General features: G+C 61.8%; 19 protein-coding genes. 13 read left to right on the forward strand and 6 right to left on the reverse strand.

Going from position 1 to position 19,975, the window contains the following annotated elements:
- Positions 1–73 precede the first annotated feature (73 nt).
- From PNAP_RS03980 to greB, 8 genes are all read left to right on the forward strand, one after another.
- The gene (locus PNAP_RS03980) at positions 74–1,114 is read left to right on the forward strand and encodes a branched-chain amino acid ABC transporter permease (protein WP_011800215.1); all 1,041 of its coding nucleotides are present in this window, start codon (positions 74–76) and stop codon (positions 1,112–1,114) included.
- A 1-nt stretch (position 1,115) separates the two neighbouring features.
- Entirely contained in the window at positions 1,116–2,882 is a 1,767-nt protein-coding gene (locus PNAP_RS03985; protein ID WP_011800216.1) for a branched-chain amino acid ABC transporter ATP-binding protein/permease, read from the forward strand.
- Positions 2,883–2,893: 11 nt separating this feature from the next.
- The gene (locus PNAP_RS03990) at positions 2,894–3,652 is read left to right on the forward strand and encodes an ABC transporter ATP-binding protein (RefSeq protein ID WP_011800217.1); all 759 of its coding nucleotides are present in this window, start codon (positions 2,894–2,896) and stop codon (positions 3,650–3,652) included.
- 165 nt (positions 3,653–3,817) lie between these two features.
- Entirely contained in the window at positions 3,818–4,939 is a 1,122-nt protein-coding gene (locus PNAP_RS03995; RefSeq protein ID WP_011800218.1) for a porin, read from the forward strand.
- A 24-nt stretch (positions 4,940–4,963) separates the two neighbouring features.
- Positions 4,964–5,950, forward strand: coding sequence for a Bug family tripartite tricarboxylate transporter substrate binding protein (locus tag PNAP_RS04000; protein WP_011800219.1), 987 nt, complete (start codon positions 4,964–4,966; stop codon positions 5,948–5,950).
- 116 nt (positions 5,951–6,066) lie between these two features.
- Positions 6,067–7,758, forward strand: a complete 1,692-nt coding sequence (locus PNAP_RS04005; protein ID WP_011800220.1) for an acyl-CoA dehydrogenase family protein — start codon at positions 6,067–6,069, stop codon at positions 7,756–7,758.
- Between the two features lie 56 nt (positions 7,759–7,814).
- Positions 7,815–8,348, forward strand: a complete 534-nt coding sequence (locus PNAP_RS04010; protein ID WP_041376983.1) for a MarR family winged helix-turn-helix transcriptional regulator — start codon at positions 7,815–7,817, stop codon at positions 8,346–8,348.
- 153 nt (positions 8,349–8,501) lie between these two features.
- A complete protein-coding gene (greB, locus tag PNAP_RS04015) occupies positions 8,502–9,053 on the forward strand; it encodes a transcription elongation factor GreB (protein WP_011800222.1) in 552 nt (183 codons plus the stop codon).
- Positions 9,054–9,150: 97 nt separating this feature from the next.
- On the opposite strand, the gene PNAP_RS04020 is transcribed toward greB, so the two are convergent.
- The 4 genes from PNAP_RS04020 to PNAP_RS04035 all read right to left on the reverse strand — a co-directional run bounded on the left by PNAP_RS04020 (position 9,151) and on the right by PNAP_RS04035 (position 13,325).
- Entirely contained in the window at positions 9,151–11,388 is a 2,238-nt protein-coding gene (locus PNAP_RS04020) for a RelA/SpoT family protein (RefSeq protein WP_011800223.1), read from the reverse strand.
- A 117-nt stretch (positions 11,389–11,505) separates the two neighbouring features.
- Positions 11,506–11,709 (reverse strand): DNA-directed RNA polymerase subunit omega, encoded by a 204-nt coding sequence (rpoZ, locus tag PNAP_RS04025; protein ID WP_011800224.1) that lies wholly within the window; start codon positions 11,707–11,709, stop codon positions 11,506–11,508.
- 25 nt (positions 11,710–11,734) lie between these two features.
- Positions 11,735–12,355, reverse strand: a complete 621-nt coding sequence (gene gmk / locus PNAP_RS04030; protein WP_011800225.1) for a guanylate kinase — start codon at positions 12,353–12,355, stop codon at positions 11,735–11,737.
- A 52-nt stretch (positions 12,356–12,407) separates the two neighbouring features.
- Entirely contained in the window at positions 12,408–13,325 is a 918-nt protein-coding gene (locus PNAP_RS04035) for a YicC/YloC family endoribonuclease (protein ID WP_011800226.1), read from the reverse strand.
- Between the two features lie 65 nt (positions 13,326–13,390).
- On the opposite strand from PNAP_RS04035, the gene PNAP_RS04040 reads away from it, so the two are divergent.
- From PNAP_RS04040 to PNAP_RS04060, 5 genes are all read left to right on the forward strand, one after another.
- Complete coding sequence (locus PNAP_RS04040) at positions 13,391–14,398, forward strand: serine/threonine protein kinase (RefSeq protein WP_011800227.1); 1,008 nt, start codon at positions 13,391–13,393, stop codon at positions 14,396–14,398.
- Positions 14,395–15,294: a PP2C family protein-serine/threonine phosphatase gene (locus PNAP_RS04045; RefSeq protein WP_011800228.1), complete on the forward strand. Its 900-nt coding sequence runs from the start codon at positions 14,395–14,397 to the stop codon at positions 15,292–15,294. The genes PNAP_RS04040 and PNAP_RS04045 overlap by 4 nt, the downstream gene beginning before the upstream one ends.
- Before the next feature lie 96 nt (positions 15,295–15,390).
- Complete coding sequence (locus PNAP_RS04050; RefSeq protein WP_011800229.1) at positions 15,391–15,999, forward strand: non-canonical purine NTP pyrophosphatase; 609 nt, start codon at positions 15,391–15,393, stop codon at positions 15,997–15,999.
- 18 nt (positions 16,000–16,017) lie between these two features.
- On the forward strand, positions 16,018–17,208 hold the full coding sequence (hemW, locus tag PNAP_RS04055) for a radical SAM family heme chaperone HemW (protein ID WP_011800230.1): 1,191 nt from the start codon (positions 16,018–16,020) through the stop codon (positions 17,206–17,208).
- Between the two features lie 23 nt (positions 17,209–17,231).
- A complete protein-coding gene (locus PNAP_RS04060) occupies positions 17,232–17,489 on the forward strand; it encodes a hypothetical protein (RefSeq protein WP_011800231.1) in 258 nt (85 codons plus the stop codon).
- 26 nt (positions 17,490–17,515) lie between these two features.
- Here the strand turns inward: PNAP_RS04060 and PNAP_RS04065 are convergent, their stop codons facing one another.
- Together PNAP_RS04065 and metG are read right to left on the reverse strand one after the other, a co-directional pair.
- A complete protein-coding gene (locus PNAP_RS04065) occupies positions 17,516–17,743 on the reverse strand; it encodes a hypothetical protein (protein ID WP_083758015.1) in 228 nt (75 codons plus the stop codon).
- A 22-nt stretch (positions 17,744–17,765) separates the two neighbouring features.
- Positions 17,766–19,889 (reverse strand): methionine--tRNA ligase, encoded by a 2,124-nt coding sequence (gene metG, locus PNAP_RS04070; protein ID WP_011800232.1) that lies wholly within the window; start codon positions 19,887–19,889, stop codon positions 17,766–17,768.
- Positions 19,890–19,975: the final 86 nt, after the last annotated feature.

Consider the following 19,975-nt stretch of genomic DNA (forward strand, 5'->3'; position numbering starts at 1 on the left):
ACGCGCGGCTCGGCTCCAACCGCCCCGCGCGCTGCCGAATCTTCTCCCTTTTCTCTCTCCTCAAGGCTTCCCCATGGACTTTTCGATCGCCAGCATTTTGCTGCTGGACGGCGTGACCAATGGTGCCATTTACGCCCTGTTGGGCCTGGCGACCGTGCTGGTCTTCACCGTCACACGGGTCATCTTCATCCCGCAAGGCGAGTTTGTTGCCTATGGCGCGCTGACGCTGGCCATCCTGCAAACCGGGAAGATTCCCGGCACCGTCTGGCTGCTCTTGATTCTGGCGGCCATCGCCGCCGCGATGGATGGCGTGGGCGCCTGGCGTCGCCACCACAATGCCCTGGCCACCCTGAAGTCGGCGCTCAAGACCCTGGTGATTCCTGTCGTGGTGGCCGGCCTGACCGCCTGGGCGGCGCCGCTGCAAATGCCGCTGCTGCTGCAGGCGCTGCTCAGCGTGTGCATCGTCACCGCCTTTGGCCCGCTGGTGTACCGCGTGGCCTACCAGTCGCTGGCCGATGCCTCGCCGCTGGTGCTCTTGATTGTCTCGGTCGGCGTGCATTTCGCCATGACCGGGCTGGGCCTGCTGTTTTTTGGCGCCGAGGGATTCCGCAACCCGTCGTTCTGGGATCTGCGCATGAGCCTGGGCGCGCTCACCCTGAGCGGCCAGGCCATCATCATCATGCTCACCTCGGTCGCACTGATCGTGCTGCTCTGGCTGTTTTTTGAACGCTCGCTCTACGGCAAGGCGCTGCGCGCCACGGCGGTGAACCGGCTGGGCGCGCGCCTGATGGGCATTTCCTCGCAGTCGGCGGGCCAGCTGACGTTTGCCATGGCGGCGCTGATCGGCGCGTTGTCGGGCCTGCTGATCGGGCCGACGACCACGATTTTTTACGACTCGGGCTTTCTCATCGGCCTGAAGGGCTTCGTGGCGGCGGTGGCGGCAGGTCTGGCCAGCTACCCCGGCGCGCTGCTGGGCGCGCTGTTCGTCGGCCTGGTCGAGGCGTTTGCCTCCTTCTGGGCCAGTGCTTTCAAGGAAGTGATTGTGTTTACCCTGATTTTGCCGGTGCTGTTGTGGCGTTCCCTGCAAGGCGGACATTCGGATGAGGAGCACTGAGATGCTGGCAAGACGTTATGGACTCTGGGCGCTCATCGTGGTGCTTGTTGGCGTGGCCGTGCTGCCGCTGCCCGATTTCTGGATCACCCAGCTCAACTACATTGGCCTGTACAGCCTGGTCTGCCTGGGGCTGGTTCTGCTGACCGGCGTGGCCGGGCTGACCTCCTTCGGCCAGGCCGCATTTGTCGGCATCGGCGCTTACTCGACCGCCTGGCTGACGCTCAACACCGGCCTGTCGCCGTGGCTCACGCTGTTCATCGGCCTGGGGCTGACGGCGGCCTGCGCGCTGATCCTGGCTTTGCTCACGCTCAGGATGTCGGGACACTACCTGCCGCTGGCCACCATGGCCTGGGGCCTGTCGCTCTACTACCTGATGGGCAACCTTGACGCGCTGGGCAAATACGATGGCCTGCTGGGCATCCAGGGCCTCACGCTGCTGGGCTGGGAAGTCGGCCAGGGGCGCGGCTTTTTTGCGCTGACCTGGACCATCGTCGTGCTGGCGGCGCTGGCCATCGTGCAGCTGCTCGACTCCCGGGCAGGGCGGGCGATGCGGTCGCTGCGCAGCGGCACGCTGATGGCCGAGGCCATGGGCGTGTCCACGCTGCGCTACAAGATCATCATTTTCCTGATTGCCGCACTGCTGGCGTCCCTCTCGGGCTGGCTCTTTGCGCACTTTCAGCGCACCGTCAACCCCTCGCCCTTCGGGCTGAAGATGGGCATCGAGTACCTGTTCATGACGGTGGTCGGCGGCGTCGGCCATGTCTGGGGCGCGCTCACCGGCGCGCTGCTCACCAAGCTGCTCGAAGACCAGCTCCAGGTGCTGCTGCCCCAGTGGCTGGGCACCAGCGGCAGCTATGAAATCATTGTGTTCGGCATCGTGCTGGTGCTGATGCTCAAGTTCCTGCCCGATGGCCTGTGGTCCTTCGTGGATCGGCGCGTGCCCCGCGCCAGGCGCAAGGAAGACTGGGCCGGCGCCCCCGATCTGCCCGCGCGCGCCAAGCCGGAGCAGGGCGAACTGGTGCTCGACGTGCAGGCCATCCGCAAGGAGTTTGGCGGGCTGGTCGCGGTCAAGGACATCAGTTTCCAGATCCGCGCTGGCCAGATCGTCGGCCTGATTGGACCGAACGGTGCCGGCAAATCGACCACCTTCAACCTGATCTCTGGCGTGCTGTCTCTCACCAGCGGCAATGTGGTGTTTCGCGGCGAGAAAATCGGCGGCCTGCGTTCACGGGAGATTGCGGCACGCGGCATGTCGCGCACCTTTCAGCACGTCAAGATGATTCCCGACATGACCGTGCTGGAAAACGTCGCCCTGGGCACCCACCTGCGCGGCACCAAGGGCGTGGTGTCGGCCATGACCCGGCTCAACCGCAGCGAAGAACAGCAGTTGTTCCGCGAAGCCCAGCGCCAGCTTGAGCGCATTGGCATGGGTGCTTTTCTGCATGAGCAGGCCGGCAACCTGGCGATGGGGCCGCAGCGCCTGATGGAAATTGCCCGCGCCCTGTGCAGCGATCCGGCCCTGCTGCTGCTCGACGAGCCGGCCGCCGGCCTGCGCCACCAGGAAAAGCTGGCCCTGGGCGGTGTGCTGCGCCAGCTGCGCGCCGAAGGCATGAGCATCTTGCTGGTCGAGCATGACATGGACCTGGTCATGGGCATCTGCGACCACCTGGTCGTGATGGAGTTCGGCACCTACCTGACCGAAGGCACGCCGGCCTTCATTCAGCAAAGCCCCGCCGTGCGCGCCGCCTACCTCGGCACGGAACATTAAGGAAACAAGCCATGACAAATCCTCACCTTCGCATCCACGACCTGCGTGCCGGCTACGGCCGGGCCGAGGTGCTGCACGGACTGGACCTGCAGGCCGCCAAGGGCAGCGTCATCACCGTCATTGGCCCCAACGGGGCCGGCAAGTCCACCCTGCTCAACACGCTGATGGGCATACTGCCCGGCCGCGGCGCCATCGAGTTCGAGGGCCAGTCCATCGCCGCGCTGACGCTGGAAGACCGCGTCATGCTCGGCATCGCGCTGGTGCCCGAAAAGCGTGAACTGTTCGGCACCATGCCGGTGGAAGACAACCTGGTGCTGGGCGGCTTTCGCCAGATGCGGCTGGGCAATGCCCAGTGGCGTGACCGCCTGGCCGACGTCTATGACTTGTTTCCGCGCCTGAAAGAGCGGCGCATGCAGCTGGCCGGCACGCTGTCCGGCGGCGAGCGGCAGATGCTGGCGGTCGGCCGCTCGCTGATGTCGCGCCCCAGCCTCTTGATGCTTGATGAGCCCAGCCTGGGCCTGGCGCCACTGGTGGTGCGCGAGATTTTTTCCATCATCACCGAGTTGCGCAAGACCGGCGTCACCATCGTTCTGGTCGAGCAGAACGCACGCGCCGCGCTGGCCGTGGCCGATTACGGCTATGTGCTGGAAATGGGCGAGCTAAGCCTGCATGGCCCGGCCGCCGAGCTGGCCGAAGATCCGCGCGTGATCGACACCTACCTGGGCGCTGCCCGCAAGAAAGAGGAGGACATCAAGATGCCGTCCGCATGAACCCAAGCCTTCACCCCATTTTTTAACGCCGCCCTCAAGCGCCCGCGACCGTTTTCCCGTTTCCCATTTCCCGTCGCCTGCAGGCATCCAGCGCACGGCTGAAGTTGCGCAAGTGGCTCGAATGACCCCGTGCATCCTTTCAATAATTACTACGCAGAGACAAACATGAAAATTTCAACCCTTATCGCCCTGACAGGCCTGGCCACCACAGGCGCAGTGCAAGCGCAAAGCAGTGTCACCCTTTACGGCATGGTGGACGCGGGTGTTGAGTATGTGACCCATGTGGCGCCGGCCGGCGGCTCCCTCACGCGCATGCCTTCGAACACCGGCATCCTGCCCTCGCGCTTCGGGCTGCGCGGCAAGGAAGACCTGGGCGGCGGCCTGAGCGCGGTTTACACGCTTGAGATGGGTTTTGCGCCCGACACCGGCGCTTCGGGACAAGGCGGGCGGTTGTTCGGACGGCAATCGACGGTGGGCCTGAGCGGCGACTGGGGTGCGGTCACGCTGGGCCGCCAGTGGACCATGCTGTTCTGGTCGCTGCTTGATTCGGACCTCGTCGGCCCCAGCATCTATGGCCTGGGCTCGCTGGACAGCTACATCCCCAATTCGCGCATCGACAACTCGATCGCGTACAAGGGGAAATTCAGCGACTTCACCGTGGGCGCCACCTACAGCGCCGGTCGTGACACCGTCAATGCCGGCCCATCGCCTGCCGGAACCAATTGCCCGGGTGAAAACGGAGCGGACTCCAAAGCCTGCCGCGAGTGGTCGGCCCTGGTGAAGTACGACACCAAGACCTGGGGCGCCGCGCTGGCTTACGACGAAATGAATGGCCGCACGCCTGCCAGCGCGACCGATGTGGTGCTGCCTGCCGGCTTGACAAGCAGTTCGAAATCCGACTCCCGACTGATGGTGAACGGCTACGTGAACCTTGCCGCTTTGAAAATTGGCGGTGGCCTCATCCGCCGTAAAAACGAAGGTAGCGTGACGCGCCCCAAAAGCGACCTGTGGTACATCGGAGCGGCTTACCCGCTGACTTCGGCCTGGACGATTGACGGAACTGTCGCCAAGCTGAGCTACAAGAACTTCGATAACGCTGACTCCACGCTGCTGGCGGTGCGGTCCCTGTACAAGCTGTCCAAACGCACGACCCTGTACGCTCAAATCGGCACGATCCGCAACGACAGCCTGGTCAATGTTTCTGTCAGCGGCGGCGCACCGGGCAGCAACCCAGCCCTGGGTGGATCGCAGACCGGGACGATGGTGGGCATCAACCACACGTTCTAACGACATCCATCAGGAGACAAGACCATGACGACACGCCGCAACTTCAGCCGCGCCCTGGGTGGCGCGGCCGCCCTGGCCAGCCTGGGCCTGCCGTTTTCGGCCCGCGCCCAGGCGACGCCGGAATTCGCCAGAATCCTCGTCGGCTTTCCCGCTGGCGGCACCACGGATGCGCTCTCGCGCCGTATTGCCGACAAGCTGCGCGGCCAGTACGCGACCAACGTCATGGTCGAGAACAAGCCCGGCGCTGGCGGCCAGATCGCCATCACCGCGCTCAAGGACGGCCCGGCTGACGGCAGCACGCTGCTGCTCACGCCTTCGTCCATGCTGTCGATTTATCCGTTCACCTATCCCCGGCTGCCTTACCGGCTTGAGGACCTGGCGCCGGTGTCGGTGGCCTGTTTCTTCAGCCACGGCTTGGGCGTCGGCCCGGCCGTGCCCGCCACCGTGAAGAGCCTGAAGGATTTTCTGGCCTGGACCAAGGCCAACCCGGACAAGGCCAACTACGGCTCGCCGGCAGCGGGCTCGATGCCGCATCTGGTCGCCGCGCTACTGGGCAAGCTCACTGGCGCCGACCTCAAGCACATTCCCTACCGCGGCTCCGCGCCAGGGATTCAGGATTTGCTGGGCGGGCAGATATCGGCCATGTCGTCCCCCGTGGGCGATTTTTTGCCCTACCTCAAGACCGGAAAACTGCGCCTGCTGGCGGTATCGGGCAAAACGCGCAACCCGTTCGCCCCCGACGTGTCCACCTACCGCGAGCAGGGCTACCCGCTCACCATGCGCGAATGGTACGGTTTTTTCCTGCCGGGCAGGGCCAGCGCGCAGACGGTGCGCCGCGCCGCCGCCTACCTGCCGCCGGCACTGGGACAGCCCGACGTGATCAGCAGTCTGGCGCAGGTGGGCATGGAAGTGCAATCCTCCTCGCCCGAACAACTGGCCGACTGGCTCAAGGCCGACGCCGAGGAATGGCGCCGCCTGATCAAGCAAGTGGGCTTCACGGCCGAATCCTGATGCCTGCCTGGCCCGCCCACGATCCCTCCGAAGGACGGGCAAGTTTTACCTCCACCCCAGTCAGCGGGACAGCTTCGCTGCACTGACTCTCTAACCTGATTGCAAGCTCAGCCGCCATGAACACCTACCAACCTTCCGCCGCCGCCGCATCGTTCATGCTGTTCGATGTGCTGCGCGCCCAGGACACCCTGGGCCAGCTGCCCGCTCTGGCCGAATCGGCCGACACCGACCTGATGCGCCAAGTGCTGGAAGAGGCCGGCAAGTTCGTGGGCGAAGTGGTGGCGCCGCTGAACCGCGACGGCGACGAAATCGGCGCCCGCTTCAAGGACGGCGCCGTGACCATGCCGCCGGGGTTTCGGGCCGCCTACCAGGCCTTCTGGCAGGCAGGCTGGCCTGCTCTGTCCGGCGCGCCGGAAGACGGCGGCCAGGGCCTGCCGACTGTGCTGGAAATGGTGCTCTACGAATGGCTGAGCGCCGCCAACCATGGCTGGACCATGGCGCCCGGCCTGCTGCACGGCGCCTATGAATGCATCAAGCACCACGCGTCTGACGAACTCAAGGCACGCTACCTGGAAAAAGTGGCGAGTGGCGAATGGCTCGCGACCATGTGCCTGACCGAACCCCACGCCGGCAGCGACCTGGGCCTGGCCAGCACCCGGGCCGTGCCGCAGCCGGATGGCAGCTTCCAGATCAGCGGCACCAAGATCTTCATCTCGGGCGGCGAACATGACCTGAGCGACAACATCGTGCATCTGGTGCTGGCCCGCCTGCCTGACAGCCCGTCCGGCCCCAAGGGCCTGTCGCTGTTCCTGGTGCCCAAGTTCTACGAGGACGGCAGCCGCAGCGCGGTGTTCTGCGAGCGCATTGAAGAAAAGATGGGCCTGCACGGCAGTCCAACCTGCGTGATGCGCTTTGACCAAGCCACCGGCTGGCTGGTGGGCGAGCACGGCAAGGGACTGAACGCGATGTTCCTGATGATGAACGCGGCGCGCCTACATGTGGCCCTGCAGGGGGTCGGTCTGCTCGATGCCGCCTGGCAAAAGGCCGATGCCTATGCGCAGGAGCGCCGGCAGATGCGTGCGCCGGGTCCGCGCGACCCGTCGCAGGCCGCCGACCTGATCATCCGGCACCCGGCCGTGCAGCGCCTGCTCGACACCCAGCGCGCCTGGGTCGATGCCGGACGCTTGCTGGCCTACCAGACGGCCATTGAACTGGATGTGGCCAAACACCACCCGGACCCTGCGCGCCGCCAGCAGGCCGGCCAGTGGTGCGCGCTGGTCACCCCGGTGCTCAAGGCCAGCTGGACCGACCAGGCCTTTCACGGCAGCAGCGACTGCCTGCAGGTCTTTGGCGGCCATGGCTATGTGCGCGAGTGGGGGATTGAGCAGATCGTGCGCGACTCGCGCGTGGCCATGATTTATGAAGGCACCAACGAGATCCAGGCGCAAGACCTGCTGTTTCGCAAGGTGTTGAGCGACCAGGGCAGGGGCCTTGGTGCCGTGCTGAGTGGGCTGCAAGCCGATCTGCAGGGTGGCAACTCGGCATCGGCTCAACGCACGCAAGAAGGTTTTGCCCGCTTGCGTGATCTTCTGGCCGCCATCGAGTCCAGCGGCGGCGCTGCGCCGGAAAAGCTTTACTCCGTTGCCGGTGACTTTTTGCGCGCAACGACGATTGCCTTGATGGCCTGGGCCTGGAGCCGCCTGGAGGCGGCCGGTGCGCCTGGAAACGGTAGCCAGGCGTTCGTCCGCTGGGTATGGCCCGAACTGGCCATGCGCCACGGCATGGTCCTGGAAGCCCTCAAGGCATGAAGCGCCCCGGCTATGATGGCGGTTCCACCCTCATCCGGCCTTATTTGTCAGGCACCATGGCCGAAAAATCGATCACCCAAGCACTGCGCAACCCGACCCCTGTCCGCCAGCCAGCGCGGGCAGCGAAGGCGCCCGTTCAGGCCAGCGAGGCCGCAGATCGGATGGACACGTCCTTTCTGGAAACCCTGATCGGTTATAACGCCCGCCGCGCCGCGCTTGTGGTGATTGCAGAATTCTTGCCGCGAATGGCGCAATTCGGCCTGCGTCCGGTCGAGTTTTCGGTCCTCACGCTCATCGGCCACAACCCGGGAATCACTTCACGCCAGTTGTGCGCCACCCTGGACATCCTGCCGCCCAACCTGGTCGGCATGATCAAGCACCTGGAAAAGCTCGGCATGCTGGAAAAGCGCGATCACCCGACCGACCGCCGCGCGCAAGGCCTGCATCTGACCGAAACGGGCAAGGCCACGCTCCCATTGGCCGAGCAGACGGCCAGTGCGATTGAAATTGATGCCACCTCGCGCTTGAGCCAAGCCGAGCGCAAAACCCTGATAAGTCTGTTGCGCAAGGTCTATCTTCCGGCTGACTGAGTGGCAAGCTTGACAGCATGCTGGTGCTCATCATTCATTGTGCGGGTCTGGGAGGTGAATCGAAAGTCTGCAACGAAAGTTGCAGACTTTTTCGTTTTGGACGTTCCAGCATCAAGTGAAGGAACGGGCGGTGAATGCTATTCTGACCTCAGTATGAACAAAGCCTTCACCAAAGAAACCGACCCTGACGACGAGGACGACACGCCGGTCCCCAGCCAGTCTGTGAGCGGGAAAAATTACATCACGCCTCAAGGCTACAACCGTCTGCGGGTGGAATTGCTCGATCTGATTGACAGCGAACGGCCCAAAGTCGTGGATATCGTCCACTGGGCGGCCAGCAACGGCGACCGGTCAGAAAATGGCGACTACCTCTATGGAAAAAAACGACTCCGCGAGATTGACCGGCGCATCCGTTTTCTGACGAAAAGGCTGGAAATCGCTGAAATCAGCAATCCTTGCGTCCACCATGGCAATGACCAGGTGTTTTTTGGCGCCACGGTCACCTATGGCGATGACGAGGGGCTTGAACGGACCGTGACCATTTTGGGCGTTGATGAAGCGATCAGTGCAATGGGGCAGATCAGCTGGATTTCGCCGGTGGCCAGCGCACTTCTCAAGGCAAGGGTAGGCGATGAAGTCACCCTTGTCACGCCCCAGGGAACGCAACTCCTTGAAGTACTGAAAGTTGACTATCCCAAGGGCTGACACAGCGGCTGACTGAACCCGACCCCCAAAGCGGCTGCAGGCAAAATTCGGCCTTTCGGAAAACAGCGCGTCAAACCAAATGAAAAGCGTGAGCCATTCAAGCGCTTGCCTTGACCCGTTGAACCCGAAGCACCGCTTGCGTGCGCCTGACATTGCGCATCGCTGCAGCCAGGTGAATACGGTCGCGTACAGCCACGGTAAATCGCAGGTCGGTTGCACCGTTCGCAGGCTCATGCCCCATGTCCACATGGGTAATGTCAACTTCAGCACCGGCAAGGGCCGTTGCCACTTTTGCCAGTACCCCTTTACCATTCGAAACCGTCACCAGAAGATTGGTTTCAAAGGTGCGGGCGGGTTCATCCGACCAATCAACGGCGATGAACCGTTCGCTGTCGCGTTGCTGCAGGCGCTTGGCCACGGCACAGTCGTCGGTATGGACAAAAAGCCCTTCGCCCCGCCCCAGATAGCCCACGATTCCATCACCGGGAATCGGGCAGCAGCATCGCGCAAACTGGACTGAACCGCCTTCGCTGCCATCGAGCACCAGGCCACCTTGCGAGACTGACTCGTGTGGAATGTAGCGTTCCCGGCTCATCAGCAAGGCATCGGGTTTTTCACCATCTTCAGCGAGAAAAGTCACAATGCGTTTGGCAATCATGCTGGCGATGCGCTTGCCCATGCCAATGTCGGTCAGCAATTCGGCGCGTGAACGGTTGCCCGTAAAACGCAGGATTTTTTCCCACTTGGCGTGATGCGCTCCATCATCCGCTGAAAGGCGTTGCCGGTCTATGCCTTCGGCCCGCAATGCCTGAGCCAGCATTTTTTCACCCAGTTCTTGCGATTCCGTGAGCGCCATGCTCTTGAGATAGTGCCGGATCTTCGAGCGAGCCTTGCCGGTTCGAACGAATCCCAGCCAGGCCGGATTGGGCGTGGAAACGGGAGAGGTGATGACTTCTATGACATCGCCGTTGAGCAGTTCGGTACGCAGCGTGACCTGTTCGCCATTGACCTTGGCCGCAATCGCATGGTGGCCCACATCGCTGTGAATGGCGTAGGCGAAGTCCACGATGGTGGCGCCACGCGGCATCGCCATGATCTGGCTTTTGGGGGTGAAGACGTAAACCGCTTCTGGAAACAGGTCAATCTTGACATGATCCCAAAACTCGGCGGCATCATGGGTTTCCTGCTGGATATCGAGCAATGACTGCAGCCATTTGGTTCCCAGCCGCTGCGAGGTGTCGCTGTTCGGATCAGACGCCTTGTACAGCCAGTGGGCCGCCACGCCCGCCTCTGCCACGACATGCATGGCATCGGTACGCATCTGGAATTCGATGTTGGTTCCGAAAGGCCCGACCAGCGTGGTGTGCAGCGACTGGTAGCCGTTGACCTTGGGAATGGCGATGTAGTCCTTGAACTTGCCCGGCAAGGGCTTGTAGAGCTGATGCAGGATGCCCATGGCGCTGTAGCAGGCCGTCACGTCCGGCAAGATCACCCGAAAACCGTAAAGATCAGTGACCTGTGCAAAAGAAAAATGCTTCTGGTCCATCTTGTGGTAAATCGAGTACAGCGTTTTCTCGCGTCCATAGACCCGAACCGCAATCTGTGCGCTGGCAAAGGCTGCCTCGACTTCGGATTGCACGCGTTTGATGACGTCACGCCGGCGGCCCCGCGCCCGTGTCAGGGCTTTGGTCAGGATGGCATAGCGCCACGGATGCAGGTGCTGAAATGATCGGTCCTGCAACTCGCGATAGGTCGAGTTCAGGCCCAGGCGGTGCGCAATCGGCGCGTAAATATCCAGCGTTTCACTGGCGATTCTTTTCCATTTGGAGCGCGGCGCATCGCTCAGCGTTCGCATGTTGTGCATGCGGTCCGCCAGCTTGATCAGAATGACGCGAACGTCGCGCGCCATGGCCAGCAGCATCTTGCGGAAGGACTCCGCCTGATTTTCTTCGCGGGTGTTGAACTCCAGCTTTTCCAGCTTGGTCAGGCCATCCACCAGCTCAGCCACGGGTGCGCCAAAGCGCTCGATCAGTTCCGGCTTGGTGACTGCGCAGTCTTCAATGGCATCGTGCAGCAGCGCCGCCATCAGGGCCTGGGCATCGAGTTTCCATTCGGCGCACTGCTGGGCCACTGCGATGGGATGGGTGATATAGGGCTCGCCACTGTTTCTCAGTTGTCCCAGATGGGCCTGATCGGCGAAGCGGTAGGCCTGGCGGACATGTTCAATGTCTGCAGCACTCAGGTAGTCGAGTTTGGCGGTCAACGCGGCAAAACTGGCCGCCGCAGCGTTGGCTGCGGCGGGTGTTGGCTTGCGGGGAACGACGGACGTCGGCATTGCATTCATACCTCAAATGTAGCGCGACCTGAATAAAGCCGATAAAAGACGGATTTTGAACCCTTTGAAAATGAAAAAAGCACCTGCGAAGGTGCTTTTTTATGGGATTTCCTGATTTTAATTGGGGACTTTTTTCAGCATTTCCAGGCCGACCTTGCCTGCCGCAATCTCTCGCAGTGCGGTAACTGCAGGCTTGTTCTTGCTCTCAATCCTGGCGGCATGACCCTGGCTGAGCATGCGCGCACGGTAAGTGGCTGCCAGGACCAACTGAAAGCGGTTCGGGATTTTTTCCAGGCAATCTTCGACAGTGATGCGGGCCATGATGTTCTTTCGGATGATCGGTGACTTAGGGAATGTGAAGCGCCTTGAAGGTGTCGGCTCTGGCGCGTCGCTGGGCTGAGTATTTCAGGCGCTGGGCATGAACAATGGTCTTCAGGTCGAAAACTGCCCGCTCAAACAACTCGTTAATTATAACGAAGTCAAATTTTTGCGCCTGTGCCATCTCGATGGCCGCATTCTGCAGCCGCAGCTCGATCACCTCCGCGCTGTCTTCGCCGCGCCGCTGCAGGCGTGAACGCAACTCTTCCCAGCTCGGGGGAAGGATGAAAATGAGCACGGCATTGGCAAAAATCCGCTTGATGTTGATGGCGCCCTGGAAATCGATTTCCAGAATCACATCGGCGCCATGAGCGACCCGCTCTTCAATGGTATGGCGCGAGGTGCCGTAGCGGTGCCCGTGAACATGCGCCCATTCCAGAAAGGAATCCCGCCTGACCATGCTGTCAAACTCTTCCGGCGAAAGAAAAAAGTACTCCCGGCCATGCTTTTCCTGTCCGCGCGGGGGGCGGGTGGTATGGGAAACCGCAGGCTGGATGGCGGAATCGAGTTCCATCAGGGCCTTGACCAAACTCGACTTACCAGCCCCGCTGGGGGCAGCTACAACAAAGAGATTTCCGGGATAGTCCATACTTGACGAGTGATGTTTGCTATGAATTTAGATGTTATAGAAGGGTGCGGTGTTACTCGATGTTCTGCACCTGCTCGCGAATCTGCTCGATCAATACTTTCATATCGACGGACACGCGCGTCAGTTCCAGCGAGGCTGACTTGGAGCCCAGGGTATTGGCCTCGCGGTGAAGTTCCTGAATCAGGAAGTCCAGGCGCTTGCCCAGTTCGCCGCCGCTGGCCAGCAAGCGGTCGATTTCATCCAGGTGCGATGCCAGGCGGGTGATTTCTTCCGCCACGTCGATCCGGATGGCAAAGGCGGTCGCCTCGGTCAGTGCCCGATCCTGGGCAATTTCAGGAAGCACGTTGCTGCTTCCCAGCGTCAAAGCTTCTTTCCAGCGCTCCAGGAAACGGTTTTTTTGCTGCTCGACCAGCTTGGGAACCATGGGCACCGCTGATTCCGCCAGCGTGCGCAGCTGCGCGGTACGGTCGAGCAGCATGAGGGCCAGCCGGGCGCCTTCGCGCTCGCGGGCAGACATCAGCTCATTCACCGCCTGCCGGGCCAGCTGAAGCAGCTCCTCGCTGTGGTCGTGCGGCTTTTTGTCTTCATTGGTGGCGATCCGCAGAACATCGGCCACGCTGAGCGGCGCGGCCTGCGGCAACCATGACTTGATGCTGTCCTCCAGCGAACCGAGCCGCTGCAAGGTCGCGGGGGACGGTGCGCGCAGGTTGCTGGCCGCCGCGCTTTCCAGCGAAATCCGCACCTCCACCTTGCCGCGCTTGAGCTTGCCGGTCAGCAGTTCGCGCAACGCCGGCTCAATCTGGCGCAACTCATCGGGCAGGCGAAACGCCAGGTCCAGAAACCGGCTGTTGACCGAACGGATTTCAACGCCCAGCCGCAAACTGGTGTCGCGTGCCGGTTCGGTCTCGTTTGTCGCTTGCGCCGTGCTGGATTGCAGGCTTGCATAGCCCGTCATGCTGTAAACTGACATTAGCTTTTTACGCCTTACTAAAGAGAGAAAAGACTGGGTGATTCATCGCCCAGCCCCCAAGAATTATGTCCAAGGTCAAGCCTTCATCCCTGCCGCCTGACACTGTCATCGGAGGCTACCGCGTTGTGCGAAAGCTTTCGGCGGGTGGATTCGGTGTAGTTTACTTGGCCGTTGACAATGAGGGCCAGCAGTTCGCCATCAAGGAGTACTTGCCGTCCTCTCTGGCCAGCCGGGCGGTGGGCGAGTTGCTGCCGCAGGTTCTGCCGGAAAAGCTTTCGCTCTACCGCCTGGGCCTCAAGAGTTTTTTTGAGGAAGGCCGTTCGCTGGCCCAGATTTCGCATGGCTCGGTGGTGAGCGTGCTGAATTTCTTTCGCGAGAACGAAACCGTTTACATGGTCATGAACTACCTGGAGGGTGGAACCCTGCAGGACTTCATCATCACGGCGCGCGACCTGAAAAAACCCAAGGTGTTCCGCGAATCGACCATTCGTTCGCTGTTTGACGAAATCCTGCGCGGACTGCGCATCGTGCACCAGCACAAGATGCTGCACCTGGACATCAAACCGGCCAACATCTTCATCACCGATGACAACCGGGCCGTGATGATCGACTTTGGCGCAGCCCGCGAGGTGCTGAGCAAAGAGGGCAATTTCATCCGGCCGATGTACACCCCCGGCTTTGCAGCCCCCGAAATGTACCGGCGCGATTCTTCGATGGGCCCCTGGACCGACATCTATGCCATCGGCGCCTGCATGTACGCCAGCATGCAGGGCTACCCGCCCAATGACGCGCCGCAGCGCCTCGAAAAAGACCGGCTGTCGCTGGCCTTGTCCAGGCTGCGCGGCGTGTATTCCGACAACCTGATTGAAGTCGTTGAATGGTGCATGTCGCTCGATCCGCTGTCGCGGCCGCAGTCCGTGTTTGCCCTGCAAAAAGAACTGAGCCGGGAAAGCGAGCGTCACTACACCAAGCTCACTGTCAGCGAAAGGGTTCGCCTGCAGTTTGACAGCGTGGTGTCCGATACCAAGAAAACGGTACGCAAAGCCAACGCATTCGGAACCCGCTCCAAATGAAATTCTCGGTTTTCCAGCTCAGCCGCATCGGAGGCCGGGCCATGAACGAAGACCGCATGGGCCACTGCTACACGCGCGAATCGGGGCTGTTTGTGCTGGCCGACGGAATGGGTGGCCATCCTGAGGGGGAGGTCGCGGCCCAGCTGGCACTGGATACGATTTGCGCCCTTTACCAGAAAGAGGCCAAACCGACGCTTCAGGACCCGGCGGATTTTCTTTCCAATGCGCTGCTGGCGGCACATCACCAGATCGTTCGCCATGCGTCCCAAAAAGGCATGCTCGACACCCCGCGCACGACGCTGGTTGCCGCTGTGGTGCAAGGCACCAGCGCCACTTGGGTGCATTGTGGCGATTCGCGCCTTTATATCGTGCGCGATGGCGAGTTGCTGCTGCGCACCCGGGATCACTCCTTCCTTGAGCAGGAGCGGCCCGGATTCACCGAGTTCGCGCCTGTCAACCGCAATATCCTGTTCACCTGCCTGGGCTCGCCCAGCAAGCCCATTCTGGATATTGCGGGTCCGTTTCCATTGCTGCAGGGCGACAAGCTGATGCTGTGCTCCGACGGGCTGTGGGGCAGCCTGAGCGATGCTGAAATCGTCCAGCAGCTGACTGACAACAGCGTTTCGCAGGCCGTTCCACAACTGGTTGACAATGCCCTTCGCGCCGGCGGCGAGCACAGCGACAACGTGACGGTTGTGGCGATGGAATGGGAAACGCCGGAGGCGTTTGCGCCTACCCGCGACAGCGCCGACAGCGCCATGGAAGGTGTTTTTGCCTCCACCCTGCAGGCCGGCCTGTACGACAGCCTGACCGATGACCTTGATGAAGCCATGATCGAGCGCTCCATCGCTGAAATCAATGCGGCCATACGCCGTTCGGCTGGCAAAAAAGCCTGATTGAGGCTGCTGAACGCGGATTCTTCTGTCGTAAAAATACTATCAAATTGATAGCTATCTGCGCATATCTGCTGTGCGCAAAAGTCATATTTCATCATGAAAATCGTACTCGCATCGAACAATCCGGGCAAGCTTGCCGAACTGCAGGCCCTGCTGGCGCCGCTGGGCCTTGAACTGCTGAGCCAGGCCGAACTGGGTATTCCCGAAGCTGAAGAGCCGTTTCGCACCTTTGTTGAAAATGCGCTGGCCAAGGCGCGCCATGCCTCAAGACTCAGCGGCCTGTCGGCGCTGGCCGACGATGCCGGCCTGTGCGTGGACGCCTTTGGCGGCCTGCCGGGCGTGGACACGGCGTTTTATGCCACCCGGTTTGGTTACGCCAAGGGCGACAACAACAATGTCAGGGCCTTGCTGGAGCAGATGGCGCACCTGACGCAGCCCGGGCAGCGCCGCGCCGCCCTGGTCAGCACGCTGGTGGCGGTGCGCTCTGCCGATGACCCGGAGCCCTTGATCGCCAGCGGACGGGTGGCCGGCGAAATTGCCCTGCAGCCGGTGGGCAGCAACGGCTTTGGCTTTGACCCGGTGATGTTCATTCCCGAGTTTGCCCAGACCTTCGCGCAACTGCCGGTGAGCGTCAAAAACGCCAACAGCCATCGCGGCAAGGCCACGGCCCAGATGATTGCGCTGCTGCGTGAACGCTGGCTGTAAATCGCACTCGAACCCCTCATGACCCAACACGACGTTCAGCACTACATGCGCGGCGGCACGCTGCAACTCGCGGCCCTGCCGCCACTGTCGCTGTATGTGCACCTGCCCTGGTGCATCAAAAAATGCCCGTATTGCGATTTCAATTCGCATGAAGCGCCGGGCGAGCTGCCCGAGCAGCGCTACATCGATGCGCTGGTGGCCGACCTGGAGGCGTCGCTGCCGCTGGTCTGGGGCCGCACGGTGCACAGCATCTTCATTGGCGGCGGTACGCCCAGCCTGTTTTCGCCGCAAGCGATTGACCGCCTGCTGGGCGACATCCGCGCGCGGCTGCGGCTGGAGGCCGACTGCGAAATCACGCTCGAAGCCAACCCCGGCACGTTCGAGAAAGACCGTTTCAGGGCTTTTTGCAGCGCCGGCGTGAACCGCCTGTCCATCGGCGTGCAGAGTTTTGACGATGTTCACCTCAAGGCGCTGGGCCGGGTGCATGACCGCGCCCAGGCGATTGCGGCGGTCGAGGAGGCGGCGCAGGCCTTCGACACCTTCAACCTTGATATCATGTACGCGCTGCCCGGCCAGACGCTCGAAAACCAGGCGCAGGACATGCGGCAGGCGCTGGCGATGCAGCCGCCGCACATCTCGATTTACCACCTGACGATTGAGCCCAACACCTACTTTGCCAAGTTTCCGCCGCTGATCCCCGAGGAGGACACGGCCTACGCCATGCTCGACCAGATCACCGAGATGACCGAGGGCGCAGGCCTGCAGCGCTACGAAGTCTCTGCCTACGCCAGGCCCGGCCATCGCTGCTTTCACAACCTCAACTACTGGCAGTTTGGCGACTATCTGGGCATTGGCGCCGGCGCGCACAGCAAGCTCAGCTTTGCCCACCGGGTGGTGCGCCAGGTGCGCGCGCGCGAGCCCCGGCTGTACATGGACAAAGCGCTGGCCGGGAATGCGGTGGCGCAGGAAACGGAAGTCAGCCGTGCCGATCTGCCGTTTGAATTCATGCTCAATGCCCTGCGGCTGAAGGACGGGTTCAAGCTGCAGGATTTTGCCGAAAAGACGGGCCTGCCGTTCACCGCGATTCAAAAAGGGCTGGAAGAGGCTGAGCGCAAGGGCTTGATCGAGCGCGATTTTGTCCACGCCAAGCCGACCGAGCGCGGCTTTGATTTCTTGAACGACCTGCAGTCGCTGTTTCTGGCTGACTGAGGGACTGACTGGCGGCACGCAGCATGGAAATGGAAACTTCGAGCATTGTTCTTTTGGCCGCTAGCTGCGCGGTGAGCTTCGGGCTGGGGCGCATCTTTGTGCATTTCCGCGACAAAAAGCGCAAAAGCGAGCAGGAGCGGGCAAAGGAACGGGCCGCGCAAGCCCTGCGCGACCAGCCGCCCGAAGCCGAATCCAGAAACAAGGGCAAACGCAGGCGGCAGCTTCAGCAGCTTGAACAGCGTGAGCAGCTTGAGAAAAAGCCGGGAAGCCGGCCGCGCTGATCAGTCCTTGCCGCCTGCGGGAACGGCTATTCGCTCGGGCCGGGCAGCACCGCATCGGCGGTGGCGCCGATGGCCGATCCGGCAATGCGCGCCGTGCCGATGACGGCGCTGGCCGCCAGCCCGACGGTGCCAATCGCCACCGAGGCCACGGTATCGACGGCGGTGACCACGGCGCATCCGGGCAAGGCGAGCGCCGACAGGCCGATGAGCACCGATGCGCTCAGGCGGGTGCAAAAGTGAGGCAAGGGTGTCATGGGCAGGCCTTGGGTGGCGGGTTCAGTGAATCCGCATGCCCGGCGTCGCGCCCGGCAGCGGCTCGAGCACATAGATGCCGGGATTGGATTTTTCGTCGGCATGGCTGGCGGCCAGCACCATGCCTTCGCTGATGCCGAACTTCATCTTGCGCGGCGCCAGGTTGGCGACCAGCACCGTGTGCTTGCCGATCAGGTCTGCGGGCCGGTAGCTGGAGGCAATGCCGCTGAAGACATTGCGCATCCGGCCTTCGCCGGCGTCCAGCGTCAGGCGCAGCAGCTTGGTCGAGCCTTCCACGGCTTCGCAGTTGACGATTTTGGCGATGCGCAGATCGACCTTGGCGAAGTCGTCGATGGTGATGGCGGGCGCGATGTCCTCGCCGCCAGGTGCTACGGTTTCGATAGCTGCTTGCGCAGGTGTGTCCTGCGCGGGAGGCTCAAACAATGCATCAAGCTGCTTCACATCGACGCGCTGCATCAGGTGCTTGTAGTCGCCGATGGGGTGACCTTTTGGAAGCGCCTTGGTTGCGTCTGAGAAATTGAGTGGATCAATTTTCAAAAAAGATTCAACTTCTATGGCCAGTGCAGGAAGTACGGGCTTGAGATAAAGCGTGAGCAGTCGAAAGCCTTCAATCGTGTTGCTACAAATTCTTTGTAGGCGTGCCAGCTGCTGAGGCTCTTCGGACTTTGCAAGCTTCCACGGTTGAGCTGCATCCCAATCGGAGTTGAGACCGTCAGCTATCTCCATGATCTTTCGCATGGCTTTTCCCAACTCACGTTGTTCATAAAGCTCGGAAATTTCGGCTGCACACGCTCCAATTTCCGAGATTGCTAGAGAGGGATAACCCTGTCCGTCTGGATTGGGAAAGTCGCCTGATGCATCGCCGATTTTTCCGTCGAATCTCTTTGTCAAAAAGCCCGCCGCCCGGCTCGCGATGTTGATGAACTTGCCCACCAAGTCGCTGTTCACCCGCGCCATGAAGTCGTCGGCGTTGAAGTCGATGTCCTCGTTGCGCGCGTTGAGCTTGGCGGCCAGGTAGTAGCGCAGCCATTCGGGGTTCATGCCCAGGCTCAGGTACTTGAGCGGGTCCAGGCCGGTGCCCCGGCTCTTGCTCATCTTTTCGCCGTTGTTGACCGTCAAAAAGCCGTGGACGAAGATGTTGTCGGGCGTCTTGCGGCCGCTGAAGTGCAGCATCGCCGGCCAGAACAGGGTGTGGAAGGTGACGATGTCCTTGCCGATGAAGTGGTACTGCTCCAGCTTTGGGTCGGCCATGTAGTCGTCGTAGCTCTCGCCGCGCCGGTCCAGCAGGTTCTTGAGTGACGCCAGGTAGCCGACCGGCGCGTCCAGCCAGACGTAAAAGTATTTACCCGGCGCATCGGGAATCTCGATGCCGAAATACGGCGCATCGCGGCTGATGTCCCAGTCGCCCAGGCCTTCGCTCTGCGTGCCGTCGGCATTCTCGCGGACTGAAAACCATTCCTTGACCTTGTTGGCCACCTCGGGCTGGAGCTTGCCGTCCTGCGTCCAGCTTTCCAGGAATTCCACGCAGCGCGCATCCGACAGCTTGAAGAAGAAATGCTCGGAGCTTTTCAAGACCGGCGTCACGCCCGACAGGGCCGAATACGGGTTGATCAGGTCGGTCGGCGCATACACCGCGCCGCAGACTTCGCAGTTGTCGCCGTACTGGTCCTTGGCGTGGCACTTCGGGCATTCGCCCTTGATGAAGCGGTCGGGCAGGAACATGTTCTTCTCGGGGTCGAAGAACTGCTCGATGGTCTTGGTCTCGATCAGCGAGCCCTGCGGGTTGTCCCGCAGGTCGCGGTAGATCTGCCGGGCCAGTTCGTGGTTTTCCGGTGAATCGGTCGAGCTCCAGTTGTCAAAGCTGATGTGAAAGCCGTCCAGATACGGCTTGCGCCCGCTAGCGATGTCGGCCACGAACTGCTGCGGCGTCTTGCCGGCTTTTTCGGCGGCGATCATGATGGGCGCGCCGTGGGCATCGTCGGCGCCGACGAAGTTCACCGCGTTGCCCTGCATGCGTTGATAGCGCACCCAGATGTCGGCCTGGATGTATTCCATGATGTGGCCGATGTGGAAGTTGCCGTTGGCGTAGGGCAGGGCGGTGGTGACGAAAAGGCGGCGCTGGGACATGGTGGAGTGCTTTGGTGAGGCTAGCCGGCGATTTTAAGTCGGGCCGGCCAGCGGCTGTGCTTGCGGCCTGAAATCGCCAGTCCTGC

The organism is Polaromonas naphthalenivorans CJ2 (assembly GCF_000015505.1).
Classification (GTDB): domain Bacteria; phylum Pseudomonadota; class Gammaproteobacteria; order Burkholderiales; family Burkholderiaceae_C; genus Polaromonas; species Polaromonas naphthalenivorans.